This is a genomic window from Streptomyces sp. TLI_053 (assembly GCF_900105395.1).
Classification (GTDB): Bacteria; Actinomycetota; Actinomycetes; order Streptomycetales; family Streptomycetaceae; genus Kitasatospora.
Genome location: NZ_LT629775.1, coordinates 8,116,041 through 8,140,544 on the forward strand (window position 1 = coordinate 8,116,041; position 24,504 = coordinate 8,140,544).

A 24,504-nucleotide genomic window follows, 5' to 3' on the forward strand; every position below is an offset into this window, starting at 1 on the left:
CCCGCCCCGCACCGACCCAGCCCCGCGCCGACCCGACCGCCCCGGCCCACGACGAGTGAGAGGGAACCATGCACGGCACCACCATCTCGGCCATCGGATACGAGTGCGGCGACATCCGCCCGGTCTCCGACCTGGCCGGGACCACGACCGCGGACATCTCCCCGCTGGTCACCGAGATCGTCCACTTCCGGGAGAGCCGCCGCGAGATCTGGGACCTCGCGGCCGGCGCCGCCGAGCGGACCCTCGCCACCGCAGCCCGGCCCGACCTCGTGCTCTACGTCAGCGAGAACGACCCGGACACCACCGGCTCGCTGGCCCGGATCCTGGACCGGCTCGGCCTCAACGACGTCGAGCACCTCGCCCTGTCCGGGCAGGACTGCGGCAACCTGGTCCCCGCCGTCCGGGTGGCATCCGACGCCCTGGCCTCCGGCCGGGCCGAGCGCGTCCTGCTGCTGCTCGCCGACCGGGCGGAGGGCCGGGACCGGATCATGGCGAGCGGCCTGTCCGTGTTCAGCGACGGGGCCGCCGCGTGCCTGCTCTCCCGCGGACCGGAGCCGGCCGGCCCCCGGCTCCGGGTGGAGGCCGCCGGCAGCCGCACCGCCGTCCGTCCGGCCGACGCGGACCCCGCCGGACAGGGGCTGCTCTCGACCGTCCGGCTGGCCTCCGAGACCGTCACCGCCCTGCTCGCCGGCCTCGGGCGGACCGGCGCCCCGTTCCGGTACGCGATCCTGCCCAACTACCGCCCGGCCGCCCAGAAGTTCCTGCTCGCGGCCATGCGGATGCCCCCCGACAGGCTCCTGCTCGGGCCCGTCACCGAACTCGGGCACTGCTTCTCGGCGGACCTCCTGATCACCCTGCACCGGCTGGCCGCCGCGGGCGCGCTCGATCCCGGGGACCGCCTCCTGCTCGCGACCGGCGGACCGTACTCCTGGTCGGCCCTGGCGGTCGAGTACACGCACGACGACGGCCCGGCCCCGTGTCGATGACGCGGGCGCGGCCGGCCGCACCGAAGTCCGAAGGCCCATCCACCACGTGCCCCGCCCCGGGGCCGCACCCGGCAGGTGTCTCATGATCGACGACGCGTTCGTCTCGACGGTGAAGTCCCTGGAGGTCCCCGAGATGGGGACCGACTCCACCGCCCCGCTGCTCTACTGGCTCATCCGCACGCTGCGGCCGCAGCACGTCCTGGAGGTCGGCATGGGGTACACCACCCCCTACCTGGCCAGGGCGCTCAAGGACAACAAGGAGGCCTTCGAGGCCGAACGCGCCCTGCTCGGCACCCCCGGGTCCGCCGAGCTCCAGCCGCTCGCCCACGCCCCGTACTACGACGAGCCGTACGAGCCCAGGCTGATCTGCATCGACCGGATGACCGACACCTCGTCCTCCGCCCCCAGGGCCCTCGACGTCCTGGACCGACTGGACCTCACCGGCGTCTGCGAGGTCGTCGAGGGCGACCTGCGGGGTTCGGCCGACAAGGTCAGGGACGCCTTCGGTCTGATCGACTTCGCCTGGATCGACACCTGGGACACCCTCGCCTTCGTCCGCGAGTACTGGGAACTGGTCAACCCGGCCGGCGGCGTGTTCGCCGCGCACTACCTGATGACCTACCCGCAGGGGCGGGCGGTGCTGCGCTACCTCGAATCCCTCAGGGGCCGGGACGGCGGCCGGCTGGAGATCACCAACCTCCGCGAGCCGCACCGGTTCGGCCAGAACAGCACCACGCTGATCCGCCGGATCCGCGACTACGTGGACCCGGAGGACCTGCGCCCGCAGGGGAACAGCAACGACCCGACCGGCGTACTCGCCATCGACTGACGGAGGACCACCGTGCACGTCTACTCCGTGACCCCGGAATCGGCAAGCCAGCAGCGTGAGTTCGAGCAGGACTACCTCTCCCGGCTGCGGGAGGCCGGAGCGTCCTGCGAGCGCGCGGGCTGGTCGGGCATCCTCGTCCCGCACAACCTCCACGAGGTCGACCCCTGGCTGATCGCCGGCCAGCTCGGCGCCGCGACCGACACCCTCGTCCCGCTCGTCGCCGTCCAGCCCTCCTCGGTGCCGCCCCACACCGCCGCCGCGATGGCCGCGGCGTACGCGACCCTGTACGGGCGCCCGCTGCACTTCAACCTGGTCGCCGGCGCCCGGGACGACGAACTGCGCCGCACCGGCGACCGACTCGGCCACGACGAGCGGTACGAGCGGATGCGCGAGTACGGGACGGTGCTGCGCGCACTGCTGCGCGGCGAGGAGGTCGACACCGAGGGCCGCTTCTACACCTACCGCGGGTTCCGGCTGGAGCCCCGGCCCGAAGTCCTCTCGCAGTGCAAGCTGTTCGTCGCCGGCTCCTCCCCGGCCAGCATCGGAGTGGCCAGGGACGTCGCCGACGTGGTGGTCACCCACCCCGCCCGCTACCCGGAGTGGGAGGAGACCTTCCTGAAGCCGCTGCTGGCCGGCGGCTACACCGGCGAGCTCGGGATCCGGATCGGCATCGTCGCCGGGCCGGACCGGGAGGACGCCTGGGCGACGGCCCGGGAACGGTTCCCCGAGACCTGGCGGGGGCGGCAGGAGACGCTGCTCAAGACCGTCTCGCAGAACTCCTGGTCGCGTCAGCTGGCCGTCGACGCCGTGGCCGAGGCCGCCGCGGCCGCCGACGCGGCGCCGGACACGTACTGGCTGGGAGCCTTCCGCAGCGGCCACGCCAGCGCGCCGTTCCTGGTCGGCAGCCACGACGACGTCGGCTCCCGGCTCGCGGAGTACCTGCGCGCGGGGGTCGGGCACGTTCTGCTCAACGGCAGCTACGAGGACGACCACGAGGACATCAACCGGGCACTCCTCGCGGCTCGGCACACGCCCTAGAGCTCGACGGCCGACCGGCCGTGTCCGACTGTCGATGCACGGAGGGGTGGAGAAGTTGAGTCTTGTCGTACGGAGCGGTCCGCTCACCGAACAGCAGGAACGCTGGTGGCTGCGGCTCTACTGGCGGGAGAAGGGGGACATCGACAACGCCTGGTCCAAGCGCTGGGACCTCCCGGCGGGGGTGTCCGTCGCGGCGGCGACGGCGGCGCTGACGGCACTGGTCGAGCGGCACGAGGTGCTCAGGACCGGGTTCGGGCTCGGACCGGACCACCTGCCGTACCAACTGGTCTTCGCCGCCGAGGGGTTCCGTCTGCCGCTGACCGTCGCCGGGCTGGACACCCTGGCGGAGTACACCGACGAGGGCGGGATCCACCCGCTCGTCGGCGGCTCGATGTACACCCGGCCGCCGTGGTCGGTGCGGCTGTTCGTCGAGGACGACGAGGTGCGGGTGCTCAGCCTGGTGTTCGAGCACATCCTGCTCGACGGATCCGGGGTGCGGAACCTCCGGGAACAGTTCCTGGCCCTCTGCGGCGAGGGGCCCGGCGGAGCCCTGCGGATCACCCACCCGCTCGACCGGGCGGCCGGGGAGCGCCGGACCCCGCGGACCCCGGAGGGCCGGCCGGCGCGCAGCCGGGACCCCAGGGAGCTGGCGCCCAGGCTGCTGGTGCCGGCCACCGTGAAGGAGGAGACCCCGGAGCCGCGGTTCCTGATGTCCGCGGTGCGCTACGAGGGGTTCCTGCCGCTGCTGGACCGGGTCTGCCGGACCCACCGGGTGTCCCGGGCCATGGTCCTGATGCACGCCGTCGGCTGGCTGATCTCCCGCTACTCGGGCATCCCCCGGATCATGGTCGTCAACGCGATCGGCCTGCGGCTGCCCAGCGACGACAGCGTCGACCTGGTCGCCAAGGCGATGGAGGTCATGGTGGACCTCGACGAGGACCGGACGCTGGCGGAGTCCCTGACCGCCGTCGCGGCCGGGTTCCTCCGCGCGTACACCGAGGAACTGCGGCTGGGCCTCCGGGACCAGGACGCCCGCCTGCGGCTGGAGAAGGAGCGCGGCATCGGCTCCGTCCGGGGCCTCTACTTCAACTACCAGGGCCCGTCCGAGCCGGACACCCCGGAGCCGGCCGGGAGCCCCTCCGTCCCGGAGACCGGAGTCTCCCGCACCGACGAGTGGCGCTCCGGCGAGGAGCCCTGGAGCTACGCCACCTGGATCTACGTCGACGGCACCACGGTCTCCGTCGACTTCGACGTCGACGCGGTGATGCTCCCGGCCGGCGTCGTCCACCGCATGGCCGAACTGCTGCCCGCGTTCGTCCGGCTGGTCGCCGAGCGGCCGGACGCCCCGCTGTCCGCCGCCCGCACGCTGCTCCCGCCGGACTTCGCCCGGGACACCGAGGCGCGGCTGGTGCGGGGGACGTGGGTCCACCTCGACACCGTCGCCGGGGTGATCGCCGGCTGCCCCGGGGTGCTCGCCGCCGAGGCGGCCGAGGAGGACGGGGACATCGTGGCCCGGGTGTCGCTCGACGGGTCGTCCTGCCTGTTCGACGTGCACGAGTACGTGCTCTCCCGGCTCCACCTGGAGGGCGACCTGATCGCGCCCCACCGGTACCGCCTCGCCGGGGGCAGCGCGAGCCGGGCCACCGGCCCCGGCCTGCCCGACCTGGCGGCCGGCGCGGAGTGGCGGCCGGGCGACGGCACCCCGGTGCTCGGTCCGGCCACCGAGCCCGAGCGCGAACTCGTCGCGGCCCTCCAGGAGACCCACGGCTTCGGGGCGGTCAACCTGGCCCTCACCTACGCGGAGGCCGGCGGCCGCGCGATCCTCGCCCCCGCCGTGGTCGAGACCCTGCGCCGCCGTGGTCTCGAGGGCCTGCGACTCCCGCACTTCGCCACCGCGCACACCCTGCGGGCCGTCGCCGGGGCGCTGGTCCGGCGGACGCCCGGCCACGCGCCCTGACCGGATCCGGGAGGTCTCGGTCACAGGGCCCGCCGCCAGCCCCGGTCCCGGCCCCGGCCCCGGTCCCGGCCCTGGCCCGGCGGCCCCGCGCACCGGCTGTGCGCGGGGCCGCCGCCCGGCCGTGCCGCCGCCTCAGCGGTCGTGCAGGGCCCACCGGCCGCTCTCGACCCGGACCGTGTCGGTGCCCGGCAGGGCGATGAGTTCGGGCTTGAACAGCGGCGGCGCGTCCATCGCGGGCTCCCAGGTCGCCAGCCTCTCGTCCTGGGGCACCTCGATCCGCCGGTTCGCGGCGAGGTCGGCGACCACCTTCAGCAGCAGCCGCACCCCGAGCGGCGCCAGATGGTCCCGCCACAGGGACTGCGGGGTCGAACCCGGCGGCACCAGCAGGTGTTCCTGGGCGGCGAGCGGCCCGCCGTCGGTGCGCTCGGTGAGGTGGTACACGCTGCCCCCGGTCACCTTGTCGCCGTCCCGGACCGTCCACCGGATCGCGTCCCGGCCCCGGTGCAGCGGCAGCAGGCTCGGGTGGTAGCCGATGGTCGCGACCGCCGCCCTGGCCCTGGTCCGCCGGCCGAGGAAGGCGTGCGAGTGCGCGGCGAGGATGATGTCCACCCCGTCCGGGACGTGCATCGCCCGCAGTTCCGCCGAATCCGTCCACGGGACGTCCCGGTGGTACGCCCAGGAGCGCAGCCGGTCCCAGGACATCGCGTCGCCCTCGTCGGACTTCCCCTTGCGGAGCCGGGGCGCGGCCGCGCCGACGATCTTGTGTCCCTCGTCCCTCAGGGCCTCCGCGACCTGGACCGCGAACGCCCCCTGTCCTGACATGTAGATGTTCATCCGCACTCCTGCGCTCACTGATCGGATGGTGGCCGGCCTCAGCCCTCGGCGGCCTTCAGTCCGGAGGGGTCGGGGGTGAACCGCACCGGCATCGTGGAGAACCCGGTCAGGAAGTTCGACCGGATCCGCCGCGCCTCCTCGGTCTGCTCGAAGCCGGTGCTGAAGTCCCTCAGGGCATTGAGCAGTTCGGCGATCTCCACCTTGGCCAGGTACGAGCCGACACAGAAGTGCGGACCGTAGCCGAAGGCCATGTGCCGGTTCGGCGCGCGGCCGAGGTCGAACACCCCGGGCCGGTCGAAGACCCGCTCGTCCCGGTTGCCGGAGGCGTGCCAGAGGGTGACGATCTCGCCCGGCCGCAGCCGGACGCCGTGCACCTCGGTCTCCCGCACCACGCTGCGCCCGAAGTGCATGGTGGGCGAGGCCCAGCGCAGCACCTCGTCCACCGCCGTCCCGACCGCGACCTCGCCGTCCTTGAACCGCCGCCACTCGTCGGGCCGGGCGGCGAGGGTGTGGAGGCAGTCGATCATCGTCAGCCGGCTGGTCTCGTCGCCCCCGATGATCAGGCTGTAGCAGTTGAGCACCACGTCCTCGTCGGACAGTGGCACCCCGTCGATCGAGCTCGCGACCAGCATGCTGATCACGTCCTCGCCGGGCGACTCACGACGCTCCTCGACGACGTCCATGAAGTACATCAGGATCTCGTTGCGGGCCATCTCGGAGTCGACCTCGTCGACGTCCTCGCCTTCCGCGGAGAGCGCCGCCTTCGTCAGGCTCAGCAGGTAGTCCCGGTCCTCCTCGGGCACCCCGAGCAGGCTGGAGATGGTGGTCATCGGGATCCGGCTCGCGATCTCCTCGGCGAACTCGCAGCCGCCGGCCTCGACCGCCTCCCGGATCCACACCCGGGTGTTGGTCCGGACCGTCCGCGCGACCTCGTCGAGCACCCGCGGCGAGAGCACCCGTTGCAGGATCTTGCGCAGCTCGTGGTGCCGGTGCCCGTCGGTGACGGCCAGCATCCGGCCGGCCGCCGCGTCGCCGCCCTCCAGCAAGGTGACGAGCACATTGCCGCGCTCCGAGGTGAAGTTCACGTTGTCGCGGTAGGTGGCGATGATGTCCTCGTGGCGGGACAGCACCCAGAACCCGCGGCGGCCGTCGGCCGGCGGGTTCCAGTGCAGCGGCGCGTGGTCGCGCAGTCCGCGCCAGTACCCGTCGAGGTCGGCGCGGCGGTCGGCGAAGGTCGCCGGGTCGCCGAGGTCCAGGGCGGCCGGGGCGTCCGCGGCCGGGACGGTGGGGGAGGCACTCATGCTCACCAGTCCGTGCGCCAGAACCGGCGGGGCCGGAACGGGTAGGTGGGCAGCGGCACCCGGCGCCCGGACTGCCCCCGGTGCAGGGCGTCGAAGTCCACCTGGCTGCCTCCCACCCAGGCGTCGGCCAGCGCGGCCAGCGCCTGCGCGTCGCCGCCGGCCGGCACCAGGCCGTGGTCGGTGCGGCCGAACGCGCCCGGGTCGGACGGCGGGGCGGCGGCCGTCGAGGTGACCGTCGTCCCGGCGGCCTCCCCGGACAGTGCCGCGATCAGTTCCTCGCGGCTGCGCACCACGGCGGCCCAGCGGCGGGCCATCACCTTGCGGCCGAGGTTGAGGCTGAAGCAGACGTCGTCCAGCCGGAGTTCCGGGTCGGCCTCCAGGCGGGCCAGCAGCCGTTCGCGCTGCCGGGCGAGCGCTTCGTCGTCCAGGGCGGAGAGGGTGGCCAGCCGGGGCCGGCCGGCCGGTTCGGGCTCGCGCGGGGCGGCGTCGGGGGCCTCCTCCAGCAGCAGGTGGGCGTTGTAGCCGCCACCGCCGATCGAGGTGATGCCGGCGCGGCGGATGCCGGCCTCCGGGTCCCAGGCGGCCGTCTCCAGCTGCGGCACGAACGGGGTGCTGGGGAAGTCGAGGTCCGGGTTGACCTCGGTCAGGTTGATGGTGGCGGGGAGCGTCCGGTGGTACAGCGCCAGTGCGGCCTTCATCGCGCCGAAGCCGCCCGACACCACGCCGCCGTGGCCGACGTTGCCCTTGACGCCGCCGATCGAGGTGGTCCCGGTCTGCTTGCCGAAGGCCATGCCCGCCGCGTGCACCTCCAGCTCGTCGGTCATCGGCAGGCCCAGGCCGTTGGCCTCGTACATCGACACCGTCTCCGGGTCGACGCCGCCGACCTGCATCGCGTTGGCGATGCAGGCGCTCAGCCGCTCGGGCTGGGCCAGGCCGTACGCCATCGCGCTGACCCCGTTGTTGTTGACCGCCGAGCCCTTGACCACCGCGTACACGTGGTCGCGGTCGGCGACGGCCCGGCCCAGCGGCTTCAGCAGGAGAGTGACGACACCGCTGGACAGCGCGGTGCCGGTGCCGTTGGCGTCGAAGGGGCGGCAGTGGCCGTCCCTGGACAGGACCCGGTTCTCCTCCCACAGGTGGCCGCGGGGGTGCGGCAGCCGGACCATCGAGCCGCCGGCGATGGCCATGTCCGTCTGGCCGAGCAGCAGCGACTGGCAGGCCAGGTGCACCGCGTAGTGGAAGCCGGCGCAGACCGCGGCGACCGTGACGGCCTCGCCGGTGAGCCCCATGTAGTACAGCGCGTTGGAGGTCATGGTGTCCGGCGACCAGGCCAGGCTGGCCTCGATCGCCTCCGGGCCGACCGAGACCCGGTCCGGCGGGGAGCTGTAGAGCGCGGCGGTCTGCGGGTTGTTGGCGCCGTACATGCCGATCTCGGCGGTGAGCCGGTCCGGGTCGTAGCCGCCGTCCTCCAGCGCCTCCCAGGCGCTCTCCAGGTACAGGCGGTTCTCCGGGGTCATCGCGGCGGCCATCCGGTCGCTGATGCCGAACACCGACGGGTCGAACTGGTCGTAGGTGTCGAGCACGCCGCAGGCCCGGACGTAGAACGGGCTGTGGATCAGGGTCTCGTCGACGTGGATGTCGTCCTTGGCCAGGAAGGAGACGGACTCCCGGCCGTGGACGAGGTTGTCCCAGAACTCCTCCTTGGTACGGGCGCCGGGGGCCCGCAGCGACATGCCGATGATGGCCACGTCGCCCGGGTCGTAGTCCTGCTCCGGGCTGTCGGTCATGGGGAACGCTCCTGCTTCGGTCGAGGGTGGTGACTCGGCGGGCGGTGCGGTGGACGGTGCGGTGGCGGGTGCGGTGCCGGTCCGGTCGAAGTACTCGTTCAGCGGCCGGTGCTGCCCCGGCCGCGCAGCGCGGCCCGGCGGGCGTCGGCACGCTGCCGGGCCGACTGGACCACCTCGGGGGTGGCACCGCTGTCGTCGTCGAGCCAGCGCCCGAGGGAGGCGATGTCGCGGAAGCTGAACAGGTCGGGCACCCGCACCCGGCGGTCGAACCGCCGGGTCATCAGCCGGGCCAGCCGGACCAGCAGCAGCGAGTCCCCGCCCAGGTCGTAGAAGGCGGCCTGCACGTCGATGCCCGCCGGGTCGAGGTCGAGCAGCTCGCCCCAGATCTCCGCGAGGGCGGTCTCGGTCGGCGTGCTCGGCGCCGTCCGCGGGCCGTCGGCGCCGGTGGCCGGCGCGGGCGGCTCGGGGAGCGCGCCGCGGTCGAGCTTCCCGCCGGGACCCAGCGGCAGGGCGGGCAGGACCACGACCGCGGCGGGCACCATGTAGTCGGGGAGGCCGGCGGCGAGACGGGCGGTGACGGCGCTCTGGAGCGCGGCGTCCAGCCGGGGACCGGCCGGGGCGGCCGCGTCCGCCTCCGCGACGTCCCCGGCGGGCACGACGTAGCCGACCAGCCGGTTGCCCCGGACGACGACGGCGGCCTCGCGGACCTCGGGGCAGCCGGTCAGCCGGGCCTCGACCTCCTCCAGCTCGATCCGGTAGCCGCGCAGCTTGACCTGGTGGTCGGTCCGGCCGAGGAAGCGCAGCTCGCCGTCCTCGGTGAACCTGACCAGGTCCCCGGTGCGGTAGATCCGTTCGCCGTCCAGGAACGGGTCCGGCAGGAAGCGCTCGGCCGTCGTGCGCGGCCGGTTGACGTAGCCGTGCGCGAGGCCGACGCCGCCGAGGAACAGCTCGCCGGCCTCCCCGGCCGGGACCCGCCGCAGCTCCTCGTCCAGCACGTACACCCGGGCCGTGGTCGTCGGCGGGCCGATGGTCGGCTCGTCCGTCCCCCCGGCGGGCACCGGCCCGAACGAGCAGAACACCGTCCCCTCGGTGGGGCCGTAGGCGTTGAACACCCGCTCGACGCCGGTCTCCCGGTACGTCCGGTCCACCAGCTTGCGCCGCAGCGCCTCGCCGCCGAACACGACCGAGCGCACGTTCGGCGGCAGCGCCCCCGCGTCGAGCAGCCCGTTCATGACCGACGGGACCATGTTCAGATGGGTGATCCGGTCGGCGTGCCGGCTCTCCGCCAGGTGCACGGCGCTCTCGACCAGGACGAGGGAGCCGCCCCGGCAGAGCGCGTTGAAGATCTCCATCACCGACATGTCGAAGCAGACCGAACTGGCCGCCGCGACACCGCTGAGGTCGCAGCCCTCCAGGATCCGGTCCATCTCGGCGAGCATCGCCACGCAGCCCGCGTGCCGGACGGCCACGCCCTTGGGGGTGCCGGTGGAGCCGGAGGTGTAGATGATGTACGCGGTGTCCCCGGGCACGACGGCCGTGGGCGCCTCACCGGGCTCGGTGGTGACGCTCTCGCCGAGCACCACCACGGTCGGCCCGGCCGGGCAGCCGGCCCGGGAGGCGGGGGTGGTCAGCAGCAGCCGGGTGCCGCTGTCCCGGACCATGAACGCCAGCCGCTCGGCCGGGTAGTTCGGGTCCAGCGGCAGGTAGCAGGACCCGGACCGCAGGACCGCCAGGATCGCCACCAGCAGGTCGGGGGTGCGCTCGACGCAGATGCCGACCGGGACGCCGGGACCGGCGCCGTCGGCCACCAGGCGCTCGGCCAGCGCCTGGGAACGCCGGTCGAGTTCCCGGTAGGTCAGCGCTCCGGCATCGGAGTGGACGGCGATCGCGTCGGGGTTCTTGGCCGCTTGCGCGACAAACTCGGAGTGCAGGGTTTCGGTCACCGGTCCGTCTCCTCCGGGAGGCCGCCCGGCGCGAGGTCGCCGAGCGCCAGGTCGGGTCGATCGATCGAGTCGAAGAGCACAGTGCGGTACAGCGCGAGCAGGTCCGTCACGGTCCGCCTTTCCAGGTAGCTCGGTTTGAACTGGACGTGGCCGGCCACCTCGCCGTCGATGTCGGCCATCGAGATCTCCAGGTCGAACTTGGCGAGGTGCCTGCGCACCTGGAGCGGTTCGAGCGGGAGCGCGCTGTCCGGGGCGAGCGTGTCGCCGACGCCGTGGAAGAGCTTCACCGAGCGCGGGAACGCGTCCGAGGAGAGCCAGTTGACCACCACGTCGAACCACGGGGAGCGGCCCTCCAGGCGCGGCGGCTTGAGCTGGGCCGCCAGCAGGTCCAGGGGGTAGTTCATGTGCTCCAGCAGGCCGAGCGAGAACGCGTGCACCTCGCGGAGGAGTTCGCGGAAGCTGCGACCGGCGGAGGGGTTCGCCCGGACCAGTACCGTGTTGAGGTAGTAGCCGACCGCGGACTCCCAACCGGGCTCGGAGCGTTGGGCGATCGCCGTGGCCAGCACCGAGTCCTCCGTCCCGGTCGCCCGGTTGAGGGTGGCGAAGAACCCGGCCAGCACGACCGTGCTGACCGACACGCCCTCGCGCAGCGCGAACTCCCGCAGCCGTCGGGTCTCTTCGGCACTCCAGCGGAAGGCGAGGTCGCGGCCCTCGTAGGTGACGCCCGGCGGGCGCTCCTTGTCGGAGAAGTCCAGCCGGGCCGGCGGGTCGGCCAGCTTCGCCGACCACCAGTCGAGGGCGGCGTCCGCGGCCGGACCGGCCAGCCACTGCCGCTCCCGGGCGACGAACTCCGTGTACGGGGCTGCGGGGGCCCGGCCGGCCGGGTCGGCGCCCTGGTAGAACTCCTGGATCTCGCGGATCATGACGTCCGCCGAGGCCGCGTCCGAGGCGATGTGGTGGACCAGCACCAGCAGGTAGTGGTCCGCCGGGCCGCGCCGCAGCAGGACGACCCGCACCAGCGGCCCGTAGTCCAGGTCCAGCGGCCGGTGCCCGTGCCGGGCCAGCTCCTCGCGGGCCTGCTCGTCGTCCAGTCCGGAGGTGTCCGCCACCACGAACTCGTACACCGGCTCGTCCAGGACGACCTGGTACGGGCTGCCGCCCGCTTCCACGAACAGGGTGCGCAGGGCGGGGTGGCGGTCCAGGACGGCCCGGACCGCGCGCTCCAGCACCGCTTCGTCGACCGCGGTGCGGATCCGGGCGGTCACCATGAAGTTGTAGGGCACGGCGTCCGGCGCGACCATCTGCATGAACCACAGCGAGGCCTGGCCGTGCGAGGCCGGTGCGAGGGTGAGGCCGAGGCCGTCGGCGCGCAGCTGCTCCAGGGCCGGCGCGTCGGTGGCCTCCAGCAGGCCGCGGGCGTCGAGTTCCTCCACCAGCTCCTCGGCGTCGAGTTCGGACAGGCTGTCGAGGAAGGACGGCTCGGGGGCCGGTGCCGCGGCGGCCGCGGGCGCGGGTACGGGCGCGGGCTCGGCCCCGGGTACGGGCACCGCGGCGGGTGCGGCGGCGGCCGGTGCGGGGGCGACCGCCGACGCCGACGCCGACGCCGGTACGGGTGCGGGCGTGCCGCCGACGATCCCGACGAAGTGGGCGACCACCTCGGCGATCGAGCGTCCGTCCAGGAAGACCACCGGCGACACCCGGTGCCCGAACAGCGATTGCATCCGGTTGACCAGGCGGATCGCCAGCATCGAGTCGAGGCCGAAGTCCCGCAGTCCGGCGTCCGCGTCGAACCGGCTCACCGGCACGCCCAGCGCGTCGGCCAGCTCGGCCAGCACGAGTTCGTCCACCGCCCGGGCCGCGGGTGCCGCCGCCGCGGCCGGTGCCGCCGTCCCGGCCTCCGCCGCGCTCCGGGCGGCGTTCGGAACGGCGTTCGGGGCGGCGTTCAGCGCGGCGTTCGTGCTCGTGCTCGCGCCCACCGTCGAGGACGGGCCGACGCCCGGGAGCGACGCGGGCGCGAGGTGGGCCTCGGTGTCGATCCAGTACCGGTCCTTCTGCCACTGGACGAGCGGCGTCTCCACCACCTCGACGTCGTCGGCGAACAGCGGGTCGAAGGTCAGCGGGACACCCCGGACGTACAGTGAGGCGACGGCGTCCAGCAGGCAGCGGAGGTCGCTCTCCTCGCGCCGCAGGGAGTTGACCGCGTGCACCCGGGCGCCCCGGGTCAGCGCGATCTCCTCGACCGCGCCGCGCAGCGTCTCGTGCGGTCCGATCTCGACGAAGGTGCCGATCCCCCGGTCGACCAGAGCGCCGATCGTCTCGGCGAACCGGACCTGGTTGCGCAGGTTGTGGACCCAGTAGTCGACGTCGGCGACCGGGTTCACCGCGCCCGCCAGGGCCGTCGAGTGGAAGTCGAGTCCGGGGGTCAGCGGGGTGATGCCGTCGATGCGGGCCCGCAGCGGCGCGATCAGCGGATCCATGCCGGGGCTGTGCACCGGCCGTTCGACCCGGATCCGGCGCACCGAGACGCAGTCCCGCTTCAGCTCCGCCTCCAGCGCGTCCACGGCCCCTGGCGAGCCGGAGACCGCCGCGCTGGTGGGGCTGTTGACCACGGCGATCGCCGCGTGCGCGGCGTACGGGGCGAGCCGGGGCAGCAGTTCCGCCTCCGGCAGGTCGACCGAGATCATCGCTCCGGCGGCGGCCTCGCGCTCCAGCAGGTGGGAGCGGGCGACCACCACCCGGGCGGCGTCCTCCAGCGACAGCGCGCCGGAGACGCAGGCGGCGGCGACCTCGCCCAGGCTGTGCCCGACCACGGCCGCCGGCCGGATGCCGAGCCCGAGCCAGACCTGCGCCAGTGAGACCTGGAGGGCGAACAGCACCGGCTGCTGGAAGTCCATCTCCTCGTACCTGGCCGACTCGGCCGGGGCGGCCAGCAGGTCGAGCACCGAGGCGCCGCCGGCCGCGCGCACGGCGTCGTCGCAGGCCCGCATCCAGGTGCGGAACCCGGCGTGGGAGCGCAGCAGTTCGCGGCCCATGCCGACCCACTGGGTGCCCCCGCCGGAGAACACCAGCGCCACCCGGCGGTCGGCGCCGCCGGACACGGTGCCGGTGACGAGCCCGGGGTGCGGCTGTCCGGCGGCGACCCGGGCGAGTCCGTCCAGGACGTCCTGGCGGGAGCGGGCGAGCAGCGCGATCCGGTGGTTGTGGTGGCTGCGCCGGGCGGCCAGGGTGTAGGCGAGGTCGGAGACCCGCAGGGCGGTGTTCCGCTCGACGTGGCTGGAGAGTTCGCGGCAGGTGTCGGTCAGCGCGCCGGCCGTCCTGGCGGAGACGGTGACGAGGTACGGGTCGCCGTCCGCCGGGGCCGTGCCGGTGGACCCGGCCCCGCCCCGGCCGGGCGCGACGTGCCGCCCGCGGTCACCGGCGAGGAACGGGTGGGCCGCGACCGGGAGTCCGGCGGTGAACAGGGCGCCGAGCGAGCCGAGCAGGGTGGCGGCCTCGTCGGTACCCCGGCGCATCGAGGGCAGCGTGGTCGCGGGCAGGATCTCGGACGCCGACTTCAGCAGCAGGGGGTGCGGGCCGAGTTCGACCACCGCGTCGACCCGGTGCTCGCGCAGCTCCAGCAGCGCGTCCACCACCAGGATCTCCTGGCGGAGGTTGGCCGCCCAGTAGTCCGGTCCGAGCTCCGCCCCGTCGACGTGCTCGCCGGTGACCGTCGAGATCATCGGGATCCGGGCGGTGCGGGGCCGGATGCCGGCGAGTTCCGCCTTCAGCGGGTCCAGGACGTGGTCGACCAGCGGCGAGTGCGGGGCGTGCCCCATCCGCACCCGGTGGTTGGTGACGTCGGCCTCGGTGAGCCGCCGGACGAGTTCGTCGATCTCCTGCGGAGTGCCGGTCACCAGGGTGGAGTTGAGGCCGTTCTGCCCGGAGAGGGTGAGTCCCCCGGTCAGGTACGGCCGCACCTCGTCGGCCGGCGCCATCACCACGATGCCCTCGCCCCGGCCCACCGCCAGCTGCTGGAGCAGCCGCCCGTGGTGGGCGGCCAGCAGGGAGGCGTCGTCGTAGTCCAGGGCGCCGGCGACGTACGAGGCGGCGAACTCGCCGACGCTCTGGCCGAGCACGACGTCCGGCTCCACGCCCAGCGAGCGCCAGGTCTCGGCCAGTGCGACCTGGAGCGAGAACAGCAGCGGCTGGAAGACGTCCATGTCGTCCAGCCGGCCGTCGGCGGAGAGCAGGTGCTCGACCGGGGAGAGGCCGACCAGCTCCCGCATCCGGCGGTCGGAGCGCATCATCGACCGCCGGAACACCGGCATTCCGGCCAGGAGTTGGCGGCCCATGCCGACCCACTGCGAGCCGTTCCCGGAGAACAGGAACGCCACCCGCGGCCGCCGCCCGGCCGCTTCCCCGGCACTCAGCCCGGCGGCGGGCGCGTCGTTCGCGAAGGCGTCCAGCTGGGAGCGGAGTTCGGACATGTCGCGGGCGGCCGCCGCGAGCCGGAACGGGCCCTCGCCCGGGGCGCGGCGGCAGAGCTCGCGCAGGTCGGTCCCGTCCCGCAGGGCGTGCGCCCGCTCGGCCAGCTCCTCCCGGGAATCCGCGGCCAGCAGCAGCAACGAGGCTTCGGGGCGCGGCAGTTCCTCGACCGCGACGTGGCAGATCGCGCCACCGAAACCGAACGAGCTGACACCGCCCCGGCGGGCGTCGGAGTACCGCGGCCAGGGCGTCAGCCGGTCCTGGACGGTGAGGTTGTACTCGTCGAACAGGATCTGCGGGTTCGGCGCGCTGTAGTGCAGGCTCGGGGGCAGCACCCCGTTGCGCATCGACATCGCCAGCTTGACCAGGCCGACGATGCCGGCCGCCGCCTCCAGGTGCCCGACGTTGGACTTCACCGAGCCGAGCCGGAGCGGCTGCGCGCGGTCGGCGCCGCCCAGGACGGCGCCGATGGCGTTGGCCTCGATCGGGTCGCCGAGCGGCGTCGCCGAGCCGTGCGCCTCGATGTAGTCCACGAGGTGCGGGTCGATGCCGGCCCGCCGGTACGCGGTGCGGAGCATCTTCTCCTGCGCCTGCGGGTTCGGCGCGGTCATGCCGTTGCTCAGACCGTCGTTGTTGGAGGAACTGCCCTTGATCAGGCAGTACACCGGGAGTTCGCGCTCCAGCGCCACGCTCAGCGGGGCCAGCACCACGACCCCGGCGCCCTCGCCGCGGACGTAGCCGTTGGCGCGCGCGTCGAAGGACTTGCAGCGGCCGTCCGGGGCGAGCGCCCCCATCGCGTCCATGGCGGTGTAGTAGTCGGAGACGAAGCTCAGGTTCACGCCGCCGGCCAGCACCAGGTCGCTCTCGCCCAGTTGGATCGACTGGCAGCCCACGTGCACCGAGACCAGCGAGCCGGCGCAGGCGGCGTCGATGGCCATGCTCGGGCCCTGGAGGCCGAGGATGTAGGACACCCGGTTGGCGATGATGCCGTCGTGCATGCCGGTCGCGGTGTGCGGGGTGATCTGCGCATCGGGGCCGCGGTAGTGCGCCAGTGCGGCGTAGTCGCCCCAGCAGGAGGCCATGAACACGCCGGTGTCACTGCCGACCAGGCTGTGCGGCGCGATCCCCGCGTCCTCCAGCGCCTCCCAGCACAGCTCCAGGACCAGCCGCTGCTGCGGGTCCATCTGGACGGCCTCGCGGGGCGAGATGCCGAAGAACAGCGGATCGAACCGGTCGATGTCGTCGATGAACCCGCCCCAGCGCACCCGGTCGTTCAGCAGGGCCCGGCGCGCGGCCGGCACCGGTCCGACGGCGTCGCCGCCCTCCACCAGCAGCTGCCAGAACCCGGCCGGGTCGGCGCCGCCGGGGAAGCGGCAGCCGATGCCGACGACGGCGACCGGCTCGTTCGGCGCGGCCCGTCGGCCGGGGGCGGGCGCGGCGGCGGCCCCGGCCTCCTGCGGGCCCTCGACCAGCGCGCGGGCCAGTCCGTCGACGGTCGGGTACTGCCACATCATGGTGGCCGGGACGCGCCGGCCGAGGAACTCGGAGAGCGCGGCGGCGAGGACCACCGACTGCGCGGACTCCAGACCGTACCGGTGCATCGGGGCACGGCGGTCGACGGTGTGCGCGGGCACGTTCAGCAGCTCGGCGAACCGGGAAAGCAGGAAATCGGTGACGCTGGACAGGTCTCGCGCTGCGCGCTCTTGAGGCATGGCGACTCCCTCGGCAGGGCGGGGTGGGGGTGGCGGGGGCGGCCGGCGTACTGCGGCCGGGCGGAGCGTCAGCGCCGGCGGGGCAAGGAGCGGCCGGCGGCCCGTAAGATCATCATGGGCATGACATGGATGACTCCGTGACCGGGCAACGCTGCTCCTCCCGTGGCAAGAAGAACGGCCCGAAAGCGCCGGAGCGCGCGGCCGGGCCGCGCAGCCCGGGCATCCGAGGCGTTTGCGAGATTGCTCGATGGATCGCACATCAGCGGCCTACGACGGGCCGACGGTCTCCTCGTCCGCCGTGAGACGCGAGGAGTGCACCGGCTACAGGATTGCGTACAACGCGTGTCCGTCGTCGTGGTGGCGAGATTTGATCGACAAAGTGTCCGATTCGATCTCCTGGAGCCGGGCGTTACGCTCGGGTACCATCCGTGTACAAGTGGGCTGGACAGCCGTTGATCGGGCAATGCAAGCTGGCCCCATGGCAGTTGAGACCTTCGACGTACCGTCCGACCGCGTTCCCGGCGTCTGGCCAGGGCGTTTCCCGCAGTCCTCGGCGCAGCGCGGCCCCGCCCGGACGGCCGCCCGCCACGACGCCGGCGGGAGGCCCGCATGACCGACATCGCCGTCGAACCGGTGGTCCGGCCCGGCCTCGCGCTCGGCGTGCTGGCCGGCGCGCTCGCCCTGGACGTGAGCGGCCTCGGAGTGCTCAACGCCGCCCTCCCGTCGGTGGGGGAGCGGTTCGATCTGGCCGACACCACACTCCAGTGGGTGATGACCGCCTACGCCGTCACCTTCGCCGGCTTCCTGCTGATCGGCGGCCGACTTGCCGATGTGCTGGGCCGGCGCCGGGTGTTCGAGGCCGGCGTCGCCCTGTTCACGGTGTCCGCGCTGGTCGGGGCGGCCGCGCCGAGCACCGGCGTCCTGCTGGGGGCGCGGGCCGTCCAGGGCATCGGCGCCGCGCTGTCGGGACCGGCCGCCCTGGCCCTGCTCACCCAGACCTTCCCGGCCGGTCCGGCCCGCAACCGGGCCTTCAGCGTCTACGCGGCCGTCGGCGCCGCGAGCTTCAGCGGCGGGGTGATGCTCGGCGGCGTGCTGACCCAGTTCTGGGGCTGGCGTTCGGTGCTGTGGTTCTCGGTCCTCCTCGGCCTCGCCGTGCTGGCCGCGACCCGGGCCGGGCTGCCCGACAGCCCGGGGCACAGCGGCCGCCTCGACCTGCCCGGCGCGATCACCGGCACCCTCGGCCTCACCCTGCTGGTCGTCGGCGTCAGCAGCGACGGCGCCGCGGTCTGGTTCCTGCTCGCCGCCGCCGCGGTCGCGCTGGCCCTGTTCGTCCTCCGGGAGAGCCGCACCACCGACCCGGCCCTCCCGCTCGGCCTCTTCCGGCTGGCCCCGGTCCGGTCCGCCAGCCTCGCGGCCTTCCTCCAGTACATGGGCTCGGTCGGGATGCTGTTCTTCGCGCCGCTCTACCTCCAGGGCATGCTGGACTACTCGCCCTTCGAGTCCGGACTCGCCCTGGTGCCCATGTCGGCGGCCGTCTTCCTCACCGCCAACTTCGCCACCGGCCGCCTGCTCGCCCGCTGGACCCCGAGCACCCTGATGGCGGTCGGCCTCGTCCTGATCGGCGTCGGCACCGGCCTGTGGGTGACCACCCCGCTCGACGGGAACTACGCCCTGCACGTCCTGCCGGGCCTGGTGCTCAGCGGCATCGGACAGGGCCTCAACTTCCCCTCGATGACCTCCGCCGCCCTCTCCGGCGTCCCCGGCGAACAGCACGCCGTCGCCGGCGCGGTCAACGTCGTCACCCAGCAGATCGGCGCGAGCGCCGGTGTGGCCGTCCTGGTCCTGGTCGCCGGCACCCGCGACGACCACCTCGCCGGCTACCACCTCGCCTACCTCACCGCCGCCCTCGCCTGCGTCGCCGGCGCCGCCCTCATCGGCCTCCGCCGCCGGACCTGAGCCGCTCTCCTCCCCGCGGGAGCGGGGAGCAGCAGGGGTGCAGCAGGAGGGGAGGAGCAGCATCCGCACCGTCCACCGCCGAGGAGCGCCTTGGTCACCACCGTCGACTCACTGACTTCCCGCCTGTGCGACCTGCTGGTCGGGCACCTGACCAACAGCGGCGTCGACGTCGTGGCGGGCCTCCACGACGTCGTCGCGCGCGCCGCCGTCCTCGGCCCCGACGGCGCGTGGCTCGCCGCCGCGGCCCACGCCGACCTGTCCGACCTGGCCGTCGCCCAGGGGCAGGTGGACCTCGGCCTGCGCCATCTCGACGCCGCCGTGGACAGCGGCTACAACGACTGCGTGGCCCTCCACGTCCCCACCGTGCTCCCGCTGCACCGGGACCCCCGCTTCCGGGCCGCCTACGGGCGGATGCGCGTCACCCGGGCGGACCTGGACGAGTTCTTCTGGCTGCACCGGGAGATGCGGATCGCGGTGAGCGACGCCCGCACCGCGACCGTCGACAACATCGGCCGCCTCGACACCGGGGTGTCCCCGCTCCCGCAGGCCCCGCTGCCCACCCGCGAGCCGAACACCCCCGGCGTCCTGATCACCCGCCTCCACCTCGCCGTGATCCAGGGCGCGCTCCAGCGGTCCGCAGTGAAGGCGGAGTTCGGCCGCAGCGCGGGCAACACCGCGCTCGACCTGATCGACGGCACCTGGGACCCGGTCCGCGCCGGGTACGACGCCCGGCACGCGGACGACCTCGACACCCGCCGCCACCACGCCGCGCAGGCCCGCGCCTTCACCGAACGCCCCGGCGTCTCGACCGTCCTCGTCCCCTGCCCGCCGCTCGGCTCCGTCCACTACCCGGCCTGAGCGGCACCCGGCCGACCGCCGACCGCCGACCGCCGGTCGACCGCCGGCCGGGTGCGGCCGGGTGCGGCCGTGCGGACGGGAGCCGGAGCGCCGTCCGCGTCACTCCGGCAGCGGCGGGTCGAGCGGCGGGTCGGTCAGCGATTCGAGCAGGGCCCGGGCCTCCTCCGCCTCCGGGACGCCCAGGGCGGAGTGGATCCCGACGGCCTGCTCTGCGTGCCTCCGCGCAGCCTCTGGTTCGCCCAGGCGCAGGTGCGCACGGGCCAGCCCGACGTGGATCCGGCCCAGGTTGTAGCGCTCCCCGGTGTGCGGCAGGAACTCGAGCGCGGCCCGGTAGTGGCGCAGGGCACTCTCCGGGGCGTCCATGGCCAGCAGGGCGTCACCGAGCAGGGTGTGCGACTCGGCCTGGCCGAAGGTGTCGTCGAGGCCGCGGTGCAGCTCCAGGGCCTCCTGGAACAGGTCGAGGGCCTCCGGGTGGCGGTTCAGCCTCTGCTGGTGCTCGCCGAACTGGTTGAGCGCGATCGCCTGACCGAGGCGGTTGCCGCCGCGCCGGTGGAACTCCAGCGCCTCCCGGTGGTGGTCCAGCGCCTCCCGCATCCGCCCGAGCCTGGTCAGCGTCGGACCCAGATTGGTCAGCGCGATCGACTCCACCGCCGGCTCGGGGAGTTCCCGGGCGAGCCGCAGCGCCTCCAGGTGGTGGTCGAGGGCCTCCTCCAGCCGCCCCGTCCGGGTGAGCGTGAGGCCGAGGTTGGCCAGGACGTGGGCCTCGCCGTTGCGGTTGCCGGTGCGCCGCTGGAGTTCCAGCGCCCGGTGGAGCAGGTCGAGTGCCTGCGGGAAGTCGCCCAGCTGGTACTGGACCAGCCCGAGGTGCCGCAGCGCGGCCGCCTCCCTGGCCGGACTGCCGAGCTGCCGGGTGGCCCGGAGCGCGCCGAGCCCCAGCCCGAGGGCCTCCTGCGCGGGCAGATGGCGCTTGAGGTGGCGCCAGAGGATCGCCGGCAGGTCCGCGGCGTACTCCGGCAGGTCGGCCTCGGCGGCGTGGCGGGTGAGCGCCAGCAGATTGGCGTGCTCCCGGGTCAGCCACCGCGTCGCGTCCGCCGGGTCGGCGAACACCAGCGGCGTGCCGCCGCCGGCGCCGCCGGGGGCGGGCGGCCGCGGCCGGTGGTGCCGCTCCAGCGGGACGAGCACGTCCATCGCCGAGGCGGCGGTGTGCCGGTAGTGGTCGAACAGCCGGACCAGCGCGGCCCGCCGGACCGGCGTGGCCGCCTCGCGCGCGAGCAGCTCACCGGCGAAGGCGCGCAGCAGGTCGTGGAAGGTGTACCGGAACGCCGCGTGCTCGACCAGCAGGTGGTGGTTGTGCAGCGACTCCAGCAGCTCCTCCGTGTCGTCCAACGGCGCGTCGACGAGGGCGGCGAGGGCGTGCGGCGTGACGTCCTCCCCGGGATGCAGCGCCGCCAGCCGGAACGCGCCCCGCTGCGCCGGGGTGAGGGAGCGGTAGGACTCGACGAAGGCCGCCGCGACGCTCTGGTCCTGGTTGGACAGCTCGGTCAGCAGCTTCTGCGGACGCCGGATCCGCTCCAGCAGCTCGACCGGCGTCCAGGCGGGATGGTGGGCCAGCCGGGCGGCGGCGATCCGCAGCGCGAGCGGCAGCCTGCCGCAGCGGGTGACGATCTCCTCCACGGTGGCGTCGTGGCCCGCGACCCGGTCCGGTCCGGCGACCCGGGTGAACAGCTCCACGGCCTCGTCGTGGCCCAGCACGTCCAGCGGCACGCCGACCGCCCCGTCCAGTCCGGGCAGGCGCCGCCGGGACGTCACCAGGACCAGGCAGTGCGGGCCGCCGGGGATCAACGGGCGGACCTGCGCCGCGTCGACGGCGTTGTCCAGCACCAGCAGGTACCGCTGGTCCGCCGCCCGGCTGCGCCAGAGCCGGGCGCGCTCCTCGGTGTCCGGGGGCAGCGCGTTCTCATTGACACCGACCGCCCGGAGCAGGGCGGCCAGCGCCGCGCCCGGGTCGAGCGGCCGCTGGCCCGGGGTGGCGCCGCGCAGGTCCACGAAGAGCTGCCCGTCGGGGAACCGGTCGGCGAGGGCGTGTCCGACATGGACGGCCAGGGCGGTCTTGCCGACCCCGGCCATGCCGTCGATGGCCGAGATCACCAGCGGACGCGCCCGCGGACCGCCCGGTCCGGCGGCCAGGGCAAGCAGTCGGTCCACCTCGCCGCGCCGTCCGGTGAAGTCCGGGACGGCGTAGGGCAGCAGCCGGGGCACCACGTGGTCGGCCGGTCGTTCCCCGGCGGGCTGCGGCTCCGACTCCCCGCGGGCCGCGCCGAGCAGCCGGTCGCGGTCGGCCGGCTCCAGCCCGAGGGCGGTGGCCAGCCGCGCCACCGACGACAGCCGGGGCCGTCGGCGTCCGGACTCCAGCACGCTGATCGCGTGGGTCGAGAGGCCCGACCGTTCCGCGAGGTCCTCCTGCGTCCACCCGGTCGAATACCGGTACTGCCGAAGCAGTGTTCCGAAGTCCCCCAGCACGATCGCCTCCGGTGAGTGGTCGTCCGGGGGAGCGGCGACGGCAGGGCGCGACCCGGCCCCCGGAGACACGTCCCCCGTCGTGACTCCCGGCCCATGACCCTGACGGGCCCCTGACAACGGATCATCATAGAACGCCGAACGGACTCGGTGGGGCGGGCGGCCGGTGTTGGCCGGGACAGGTTCCCGGGCCGGTTCCCGGGCGGGTTCCCGGGCGGGTTCCCGGGGCGGGGCAACCGGGGGCCCGGCGTACAGGGCGGCCCCGGCGCGCCGGACGGTCCCGGCGTACAGGACGGCCCCGGCCCGGCGGGGAGATCACCCGCCGGGCCGGGGCTGCCCCGGGGCGCCCCGCGGAGTCAGTGCACCGGCATCGACATGTAGACCGCGCGCCGCCCGTAGGACGCGGGCACGGCCACCTCCCGGTGCGAGCGGCAGCCGATGATCCGCAGCAGGATGTCCGCCCCGCGCACCGCGACCATCGAGATCTGCTCGAAGCCCAACTCCTCGGCCCGCGACCGGAAGTGTCGCATGAACCCCAGCGCGACCTCCCGGCCGCGCAGGTCCTCGGCGATCACCAGGTCGTGCACGTGCAGATTGTCCGACTCGAACGCGGTGTCCTCCGCCCGGGCGAGGTCCGGACAGCGCAGCGGCGGGTACGGCAGGCTCAGCAGGTAGCCGCGGACCGTGCCGCTCTGCTCCAGCACGAAGCAGGTCTCCGGCGAGGCGACGGCGCGGGACTGCAGCGCCTCCCGGCCCTCCGACAGGCCGTCGGCCGCGTAGGCGTCGTGCTCCAGCGCGACCACGGCGTCCCAGTCCGCGTCGGCGAGCTGCCGGATCAGGAAGTCCTCGCTCACCCGGCGGCCCCGTCCAGGCCCGGGCGCAGGCCCTCGGCACGGGCAGCGGCCACCATCCCGGCCCAGGACTCCACCAGCACCGCCCAGCGCTCGGCGTCCTCCTGCGCCTCGTCCATCAGCTGCTGCCGCTTCCCGGCCACCACGTCCGCGAGTTCGGTGTACTTGCCGCCGAGCTTGCGGTAGGAGCGGTCCAGGACGTCCAGGCAGTGCTCGTTCCCGGCCCGGTCCCAGTCGACGCTGCCCCGCACCAGGTCGAGGATCGGCTCGACCCTCAGCCCGTACCGCTCGTCCAGCAGCCCGCGGCCGTGGTCGATCATGCCGCCGTAGACCGGGTACAGGTACAGCATCGAGAGCAAGAACTTGACGAACCGCATCTGGTACGAGACGAAGCCGGCGCCGGTGCGGCGCTCGGGCGTGTAGTAGTTGACGATGTGGCGGTTGTGGACCACGCCGGGCGACTTGGAGTGCACCAGCGCGTGCAGCAGGGCGTAGTCGCAGCCGATGGTCTCGATCGAGGGCAGCAGCGGCAGCACCTCGTAGGCCCGGTGGTCCAGGGCGATGTTGCACATGTAGACGTTCCAGATGTCGGGCACGCCCAGGACGGACTCGTCCCCGTCGAACGGCTCGGCGCCGACGCCCTTGAAGGAGAGGTCCACCATCGCGTCCCGGTCCTCGTCCGACCACACCGGCGGGGTCCACAGGCGCACCAGGTCGCGGTAGACGGCCGGGTCGAGTTCGAGGATCTCGCCGATGTCCACGTTGAGTTCGCCGAGGAAGGAGCCGCTGACCAGCATCACCGGCAGGTCGGCGTCGGCCGGGTCGAGCTCGGAGCGGGTCACGACGGCCGCCGCCTCGCCGGCCGGCCGGCCGATCGAGAGCAGCTCGTGGTGGATCGGGAAGACCTTCTCGCCGTCGACGACCTGGAAGTCCGCGTCGTCGTTGCGCAGGTGCGTCGAGGTGCAGCCCAGCGCGGCCGCGGCGAGGAAGAGCCGGTTGACGCAGGAGCCGTACGCGACGGCCGGCGGGAGCATCAGGTCGAGCAGCAGCTCGGGGTCGGCGGTGCCACCGGAGCGCTCGGCCACCGCGCGGAAGAACTCCCGCTGCTCCGTGTTGCCCAGGTGGTGGACGAACACGCCGGGGGTGGGGGCCAGTGCGGCGACGGCGTCCGCGTTCTTCGCGAACTCGGCGTCGTCGGTGGTGTCGAGGACGAGGAGGTGCACCTCGACCCCGAAGGTCGCGACGGCGTAGGCCGCCTCCTCGGCGAGGTCCACGATGGTACCGGGGCAGGAACGCATGGTGGGCAGGGCGAGGCAGACTCGTTGCATCTGTGGAACTCTCCGTCTGATCGTCAGATTCGGTGCGGCGGCGGTCGGTTGGGTCGCGGGGCGGCGCGCGGTCGGCGTACGGTGCCGCCACCGCGGCGTCCCGGCGTCCCGGGCGGACCTCCACGCCGGCGTCCCCCGCCGCG

The 24,504-nt window shown here is 74.1% G+C and carries 14 protein-coding genes; 6 read left to right on the forward strand and 8 right to left on the reverse strand.

What is annotated here, in order from left to right; all coding sequences use genetic code 11:
* The first annotated feature begins 68 nt into the window (after window positions 1-68).
* The 4 genes from BLU95_RS33840 to BLU95_RS33855 all read left to right on the forward strand — a co-directional run bounded on the left by BLU95_RS33840 (window position 69) and on the right by BLU95_RS33855 (window position 4,810).
* A complete protein-coding gene (locus BLU95_RS33840) occupies window positions 69-986 on the forward strand; it encodes a 3-oxoacyl-[acyl-carrier-protein] synthase III C-terminal domain-containing protein (protein WP_093863334.1) in 918 nt (305 codons plus the stop codon).
* Between the two features lie 82 nt (window positions 987-1,068).
* The gene (locus BLU95_RS33845; protein ID WP_093863335.1) at window positions 1,069-1,815 is read left to right on the forward strand and encodes an O-methyltransferase; all 747 of its coding nucleotides are present in this window, start codon (window positions 1,069-1,071) and stop codon (window positions 1,813-1,815) included.
* 12 nt (window positions 1,816-1,827) lie between these two features.
* Window positions 1,828-2,853: an LLM class flavin-dependent oxidoreductase gene (locus BLU95_RS33850; RefSeq protein ID WP_093863336.1), complete on the forward strand. Its 1,026-nt coding sequence runs from the start codon at window positions 1,828-1,830 to the stop codon at window positions 2,851-2,853.
* A gap of 55 nt (window positions 2,854-2,908) precedes the next feature.
* Complete coding sequence (locus BLU95_RS33855; RefSeq protein ID WP_159425100.1) at window positions 2,909-4,810, forward strand: condensation domain-containing protein; 1,902 nt, start codon at window positions 2,909-2,911, stop codon at window positions 4,808-4,810.
* A 132-nt stretch (window positions 4,811-4,942) separates the two neighbouring features.
* Here the strand turns inward: BLU95_RS33855 and BLU95_RS33860 are convergent, their stop codons facing one another.
* The 5 genes from BLU95_RS33860 to BLU95_RS33880 all read right to left on the reverse strand — a co-directional run bounded on the left by BLU95_RS33860 (window position 4,943) and on the right by BLU95_RS33880 (window position 16,851).
* Window positions 4,943-5,662, reverse strand: a complete 720-nt coding sequence (locus BLU95_RS33860; protein WP_231978017.1) for a formyltransferase family protein — start codon at window positions 5,660-5,662, stop codon at window positions 4,943-4,945.
* Window positions 5,663-5,682: 20 nt separating this feature from the next.
* A complete protein-coding gene (locus tag BLU95_RS33865) occupies window positions 5,683-6,945 on the reverse strand; it encodes a cytochrome P450 (protein WP_093863339.1) in 1,263 nt (420 codons plus the stop codon).
* A gap of 2 nt (window positions 6,946-6,947) precedes the next feature.
* Window positions 6,948-8,732 carry a beta-ketoacyl synthase N-terminal-like domain-containing protein gene (locus BLU95_RS33870; protein WP_093863340.1) on the reverse strand — a complete coding sequence of 595 codons (1,785 nt, stop codon included), beginning with the start codon at window positions 8,730-8,732 and terminating at the stop codon, window positions 6,948-6,950.
* Window positions 8,733-8,830: 98 nt separating this feature from the next.
* Window positions 8,831-10,675, reverse strand: coding sequence for a non-ribosomal peptide synthetase (locus BLU95_RS33875; protein WP_093863341.1), 1,845 nt, complete (start codon window positions 10,673-10,675; stop codon window positions 8,831-8,833).
* Window positions 10,672-16,851, reverse strand: a complete 6,180-nt coding sequence (locus BLU95_RS33880) for a type I polyketide synthase (RefSeq protein WP_093863342.1) — start codon at window positions 16,849-16,851, stop codon at window positions 10,672-10,674. The genes BLU95_RS33875 and BLU95_RS33880 overlap by 4 nt, the downstream gene beginning before the upstream one ends.
* 609 nt (window positions 16,852-17,460) lie before the next feature.
* On the opposite strand from BLU95_RS33880, the gene BLU95_RS33885 reads away from it, so the two are divergent.
* Window positions 17,461-18,807, forward strand: coding sequence for an MFS transporter (locus BLU95_RS33885; protein ID WP_093863343.1), 1,347 nt, complete (start codon window positions 17,461-17,463; stop codon window positions 18,805-18,807).
* Window positions 18,808-18,897: 90 nt separating this feature from the next.
* Complete coding sequence (locus BLU95_RS41735; RefSeq protein WP_107452628.1) at window positions 18,898-19,665, forward strand: hypothetical protein; 768 nt, start codon at window positions 18,898-18,900, stop codon at window positions 19,663-19,665.
* A 99-nt stretch (window positions 19,666-19,764) separates the two neighbouring features.
* On the opposite strand, the gene BLU95_RS33895 is transcribed toward BLU95_RS41735, so the two are convergent.
* From BLU95_RS33895 to BLU95_RS33910, 3 genes are all read right to left on the reverse strand, one after another.
* Window positions 19,765-22,185, reverse strand: a complete 2,421-nt coding sequence (locus BLU95_RS33895; protein ID WP_159425101.1) for a helix-turn-helix domain-containing protein — start codon at window positions 22,183-22,185, stop codon at window positions 19,765-19,767.
* Between the two features lie 353 nt (window positions 22,186-22,538).
* On the reverse strand, window positions 22,539-23,036 hold the full coding sequence (locus BLU95_RS33905) for a GNAT family N-acetyltransferase (RefSeq protein ID WP_093863346.1): 498 nt from the start codon (window positions 23,034-23,036) through the stop codon (window positions 22,539-22,541).
* Window positions 23,033-24,361: a DUF6271 family protein gene (locus BLU95_RS33910; protein WP_093863347.1), complete on the reverse strand. Its 1,329-nt coding sequence runs from the start codon at window positions 24,359-24,361 to the stop codon at window positions 23,033-23,035. The genes BLU95_RS33905 and BLU95_RS33910 overlap by 4 nt, the downstream gene beginning before the upstream one ends.
* Window positions 24,362-24,504 lie beyond the last annotated feature (143 nt).

What these genes read in the sequence shown, in the direction of transcription:
- BLU95_RS33840 (WP_093863334.1), top strand. Translation starts at nt 69, where the DNA reads ATGCACGGCACCACCATCTCGGCCATCGGATACGAGTGCGGCGACATC.
- BLU95_RS33845 (WP_093863335.1), top strand. Translation starts at nt 1,069, where the DNA reads ATGATCGACGACGCGTTCGTCTCGACGGTGAAGTCCCTGGAGGTCCCC.
- BLU95_RS33865 (WP_093863339.1), bottom strand. Translation starts at nt 6,945, where the DNA reads ATGAGTGCCTCCCCCACCGTCCCGGCCGCGGACGCCCCGGCCGCCCTG.
- BLU95_RS33870 (WP_093863340.1), bottom strand. Translation starts at nt 8,732, where the DNA reads ATGACCGACAGCCCGGAGCAGGACTACGACCCGGGCGACGTGGCCATC.
- BLU95_RS33880 (WP_093863342.1), bottom strand. Translation starts at nt 16,851, where the DNA reads ATGCCTCAAGAGCGCGCAGCGCGAGACCTGTCCAGCGTCACCGATTTC.
- BLU95_RS33885 (WP_093863343.1), top strand. Translation starts at nt 17,461, where the DNA reads ATGACCGACATCGCCGTCGAACCGGTGGTCCGGCCCGGCCTCGCGCTC.
- BLU95_RS33910 (WP_093863347.1), bottom strand. Translation starts at nt 24,361, where the DNA reads ATGCAACGAGTCTGCCTCGCCCTGCCCACCATGCGTTCCTGCCCCGGT.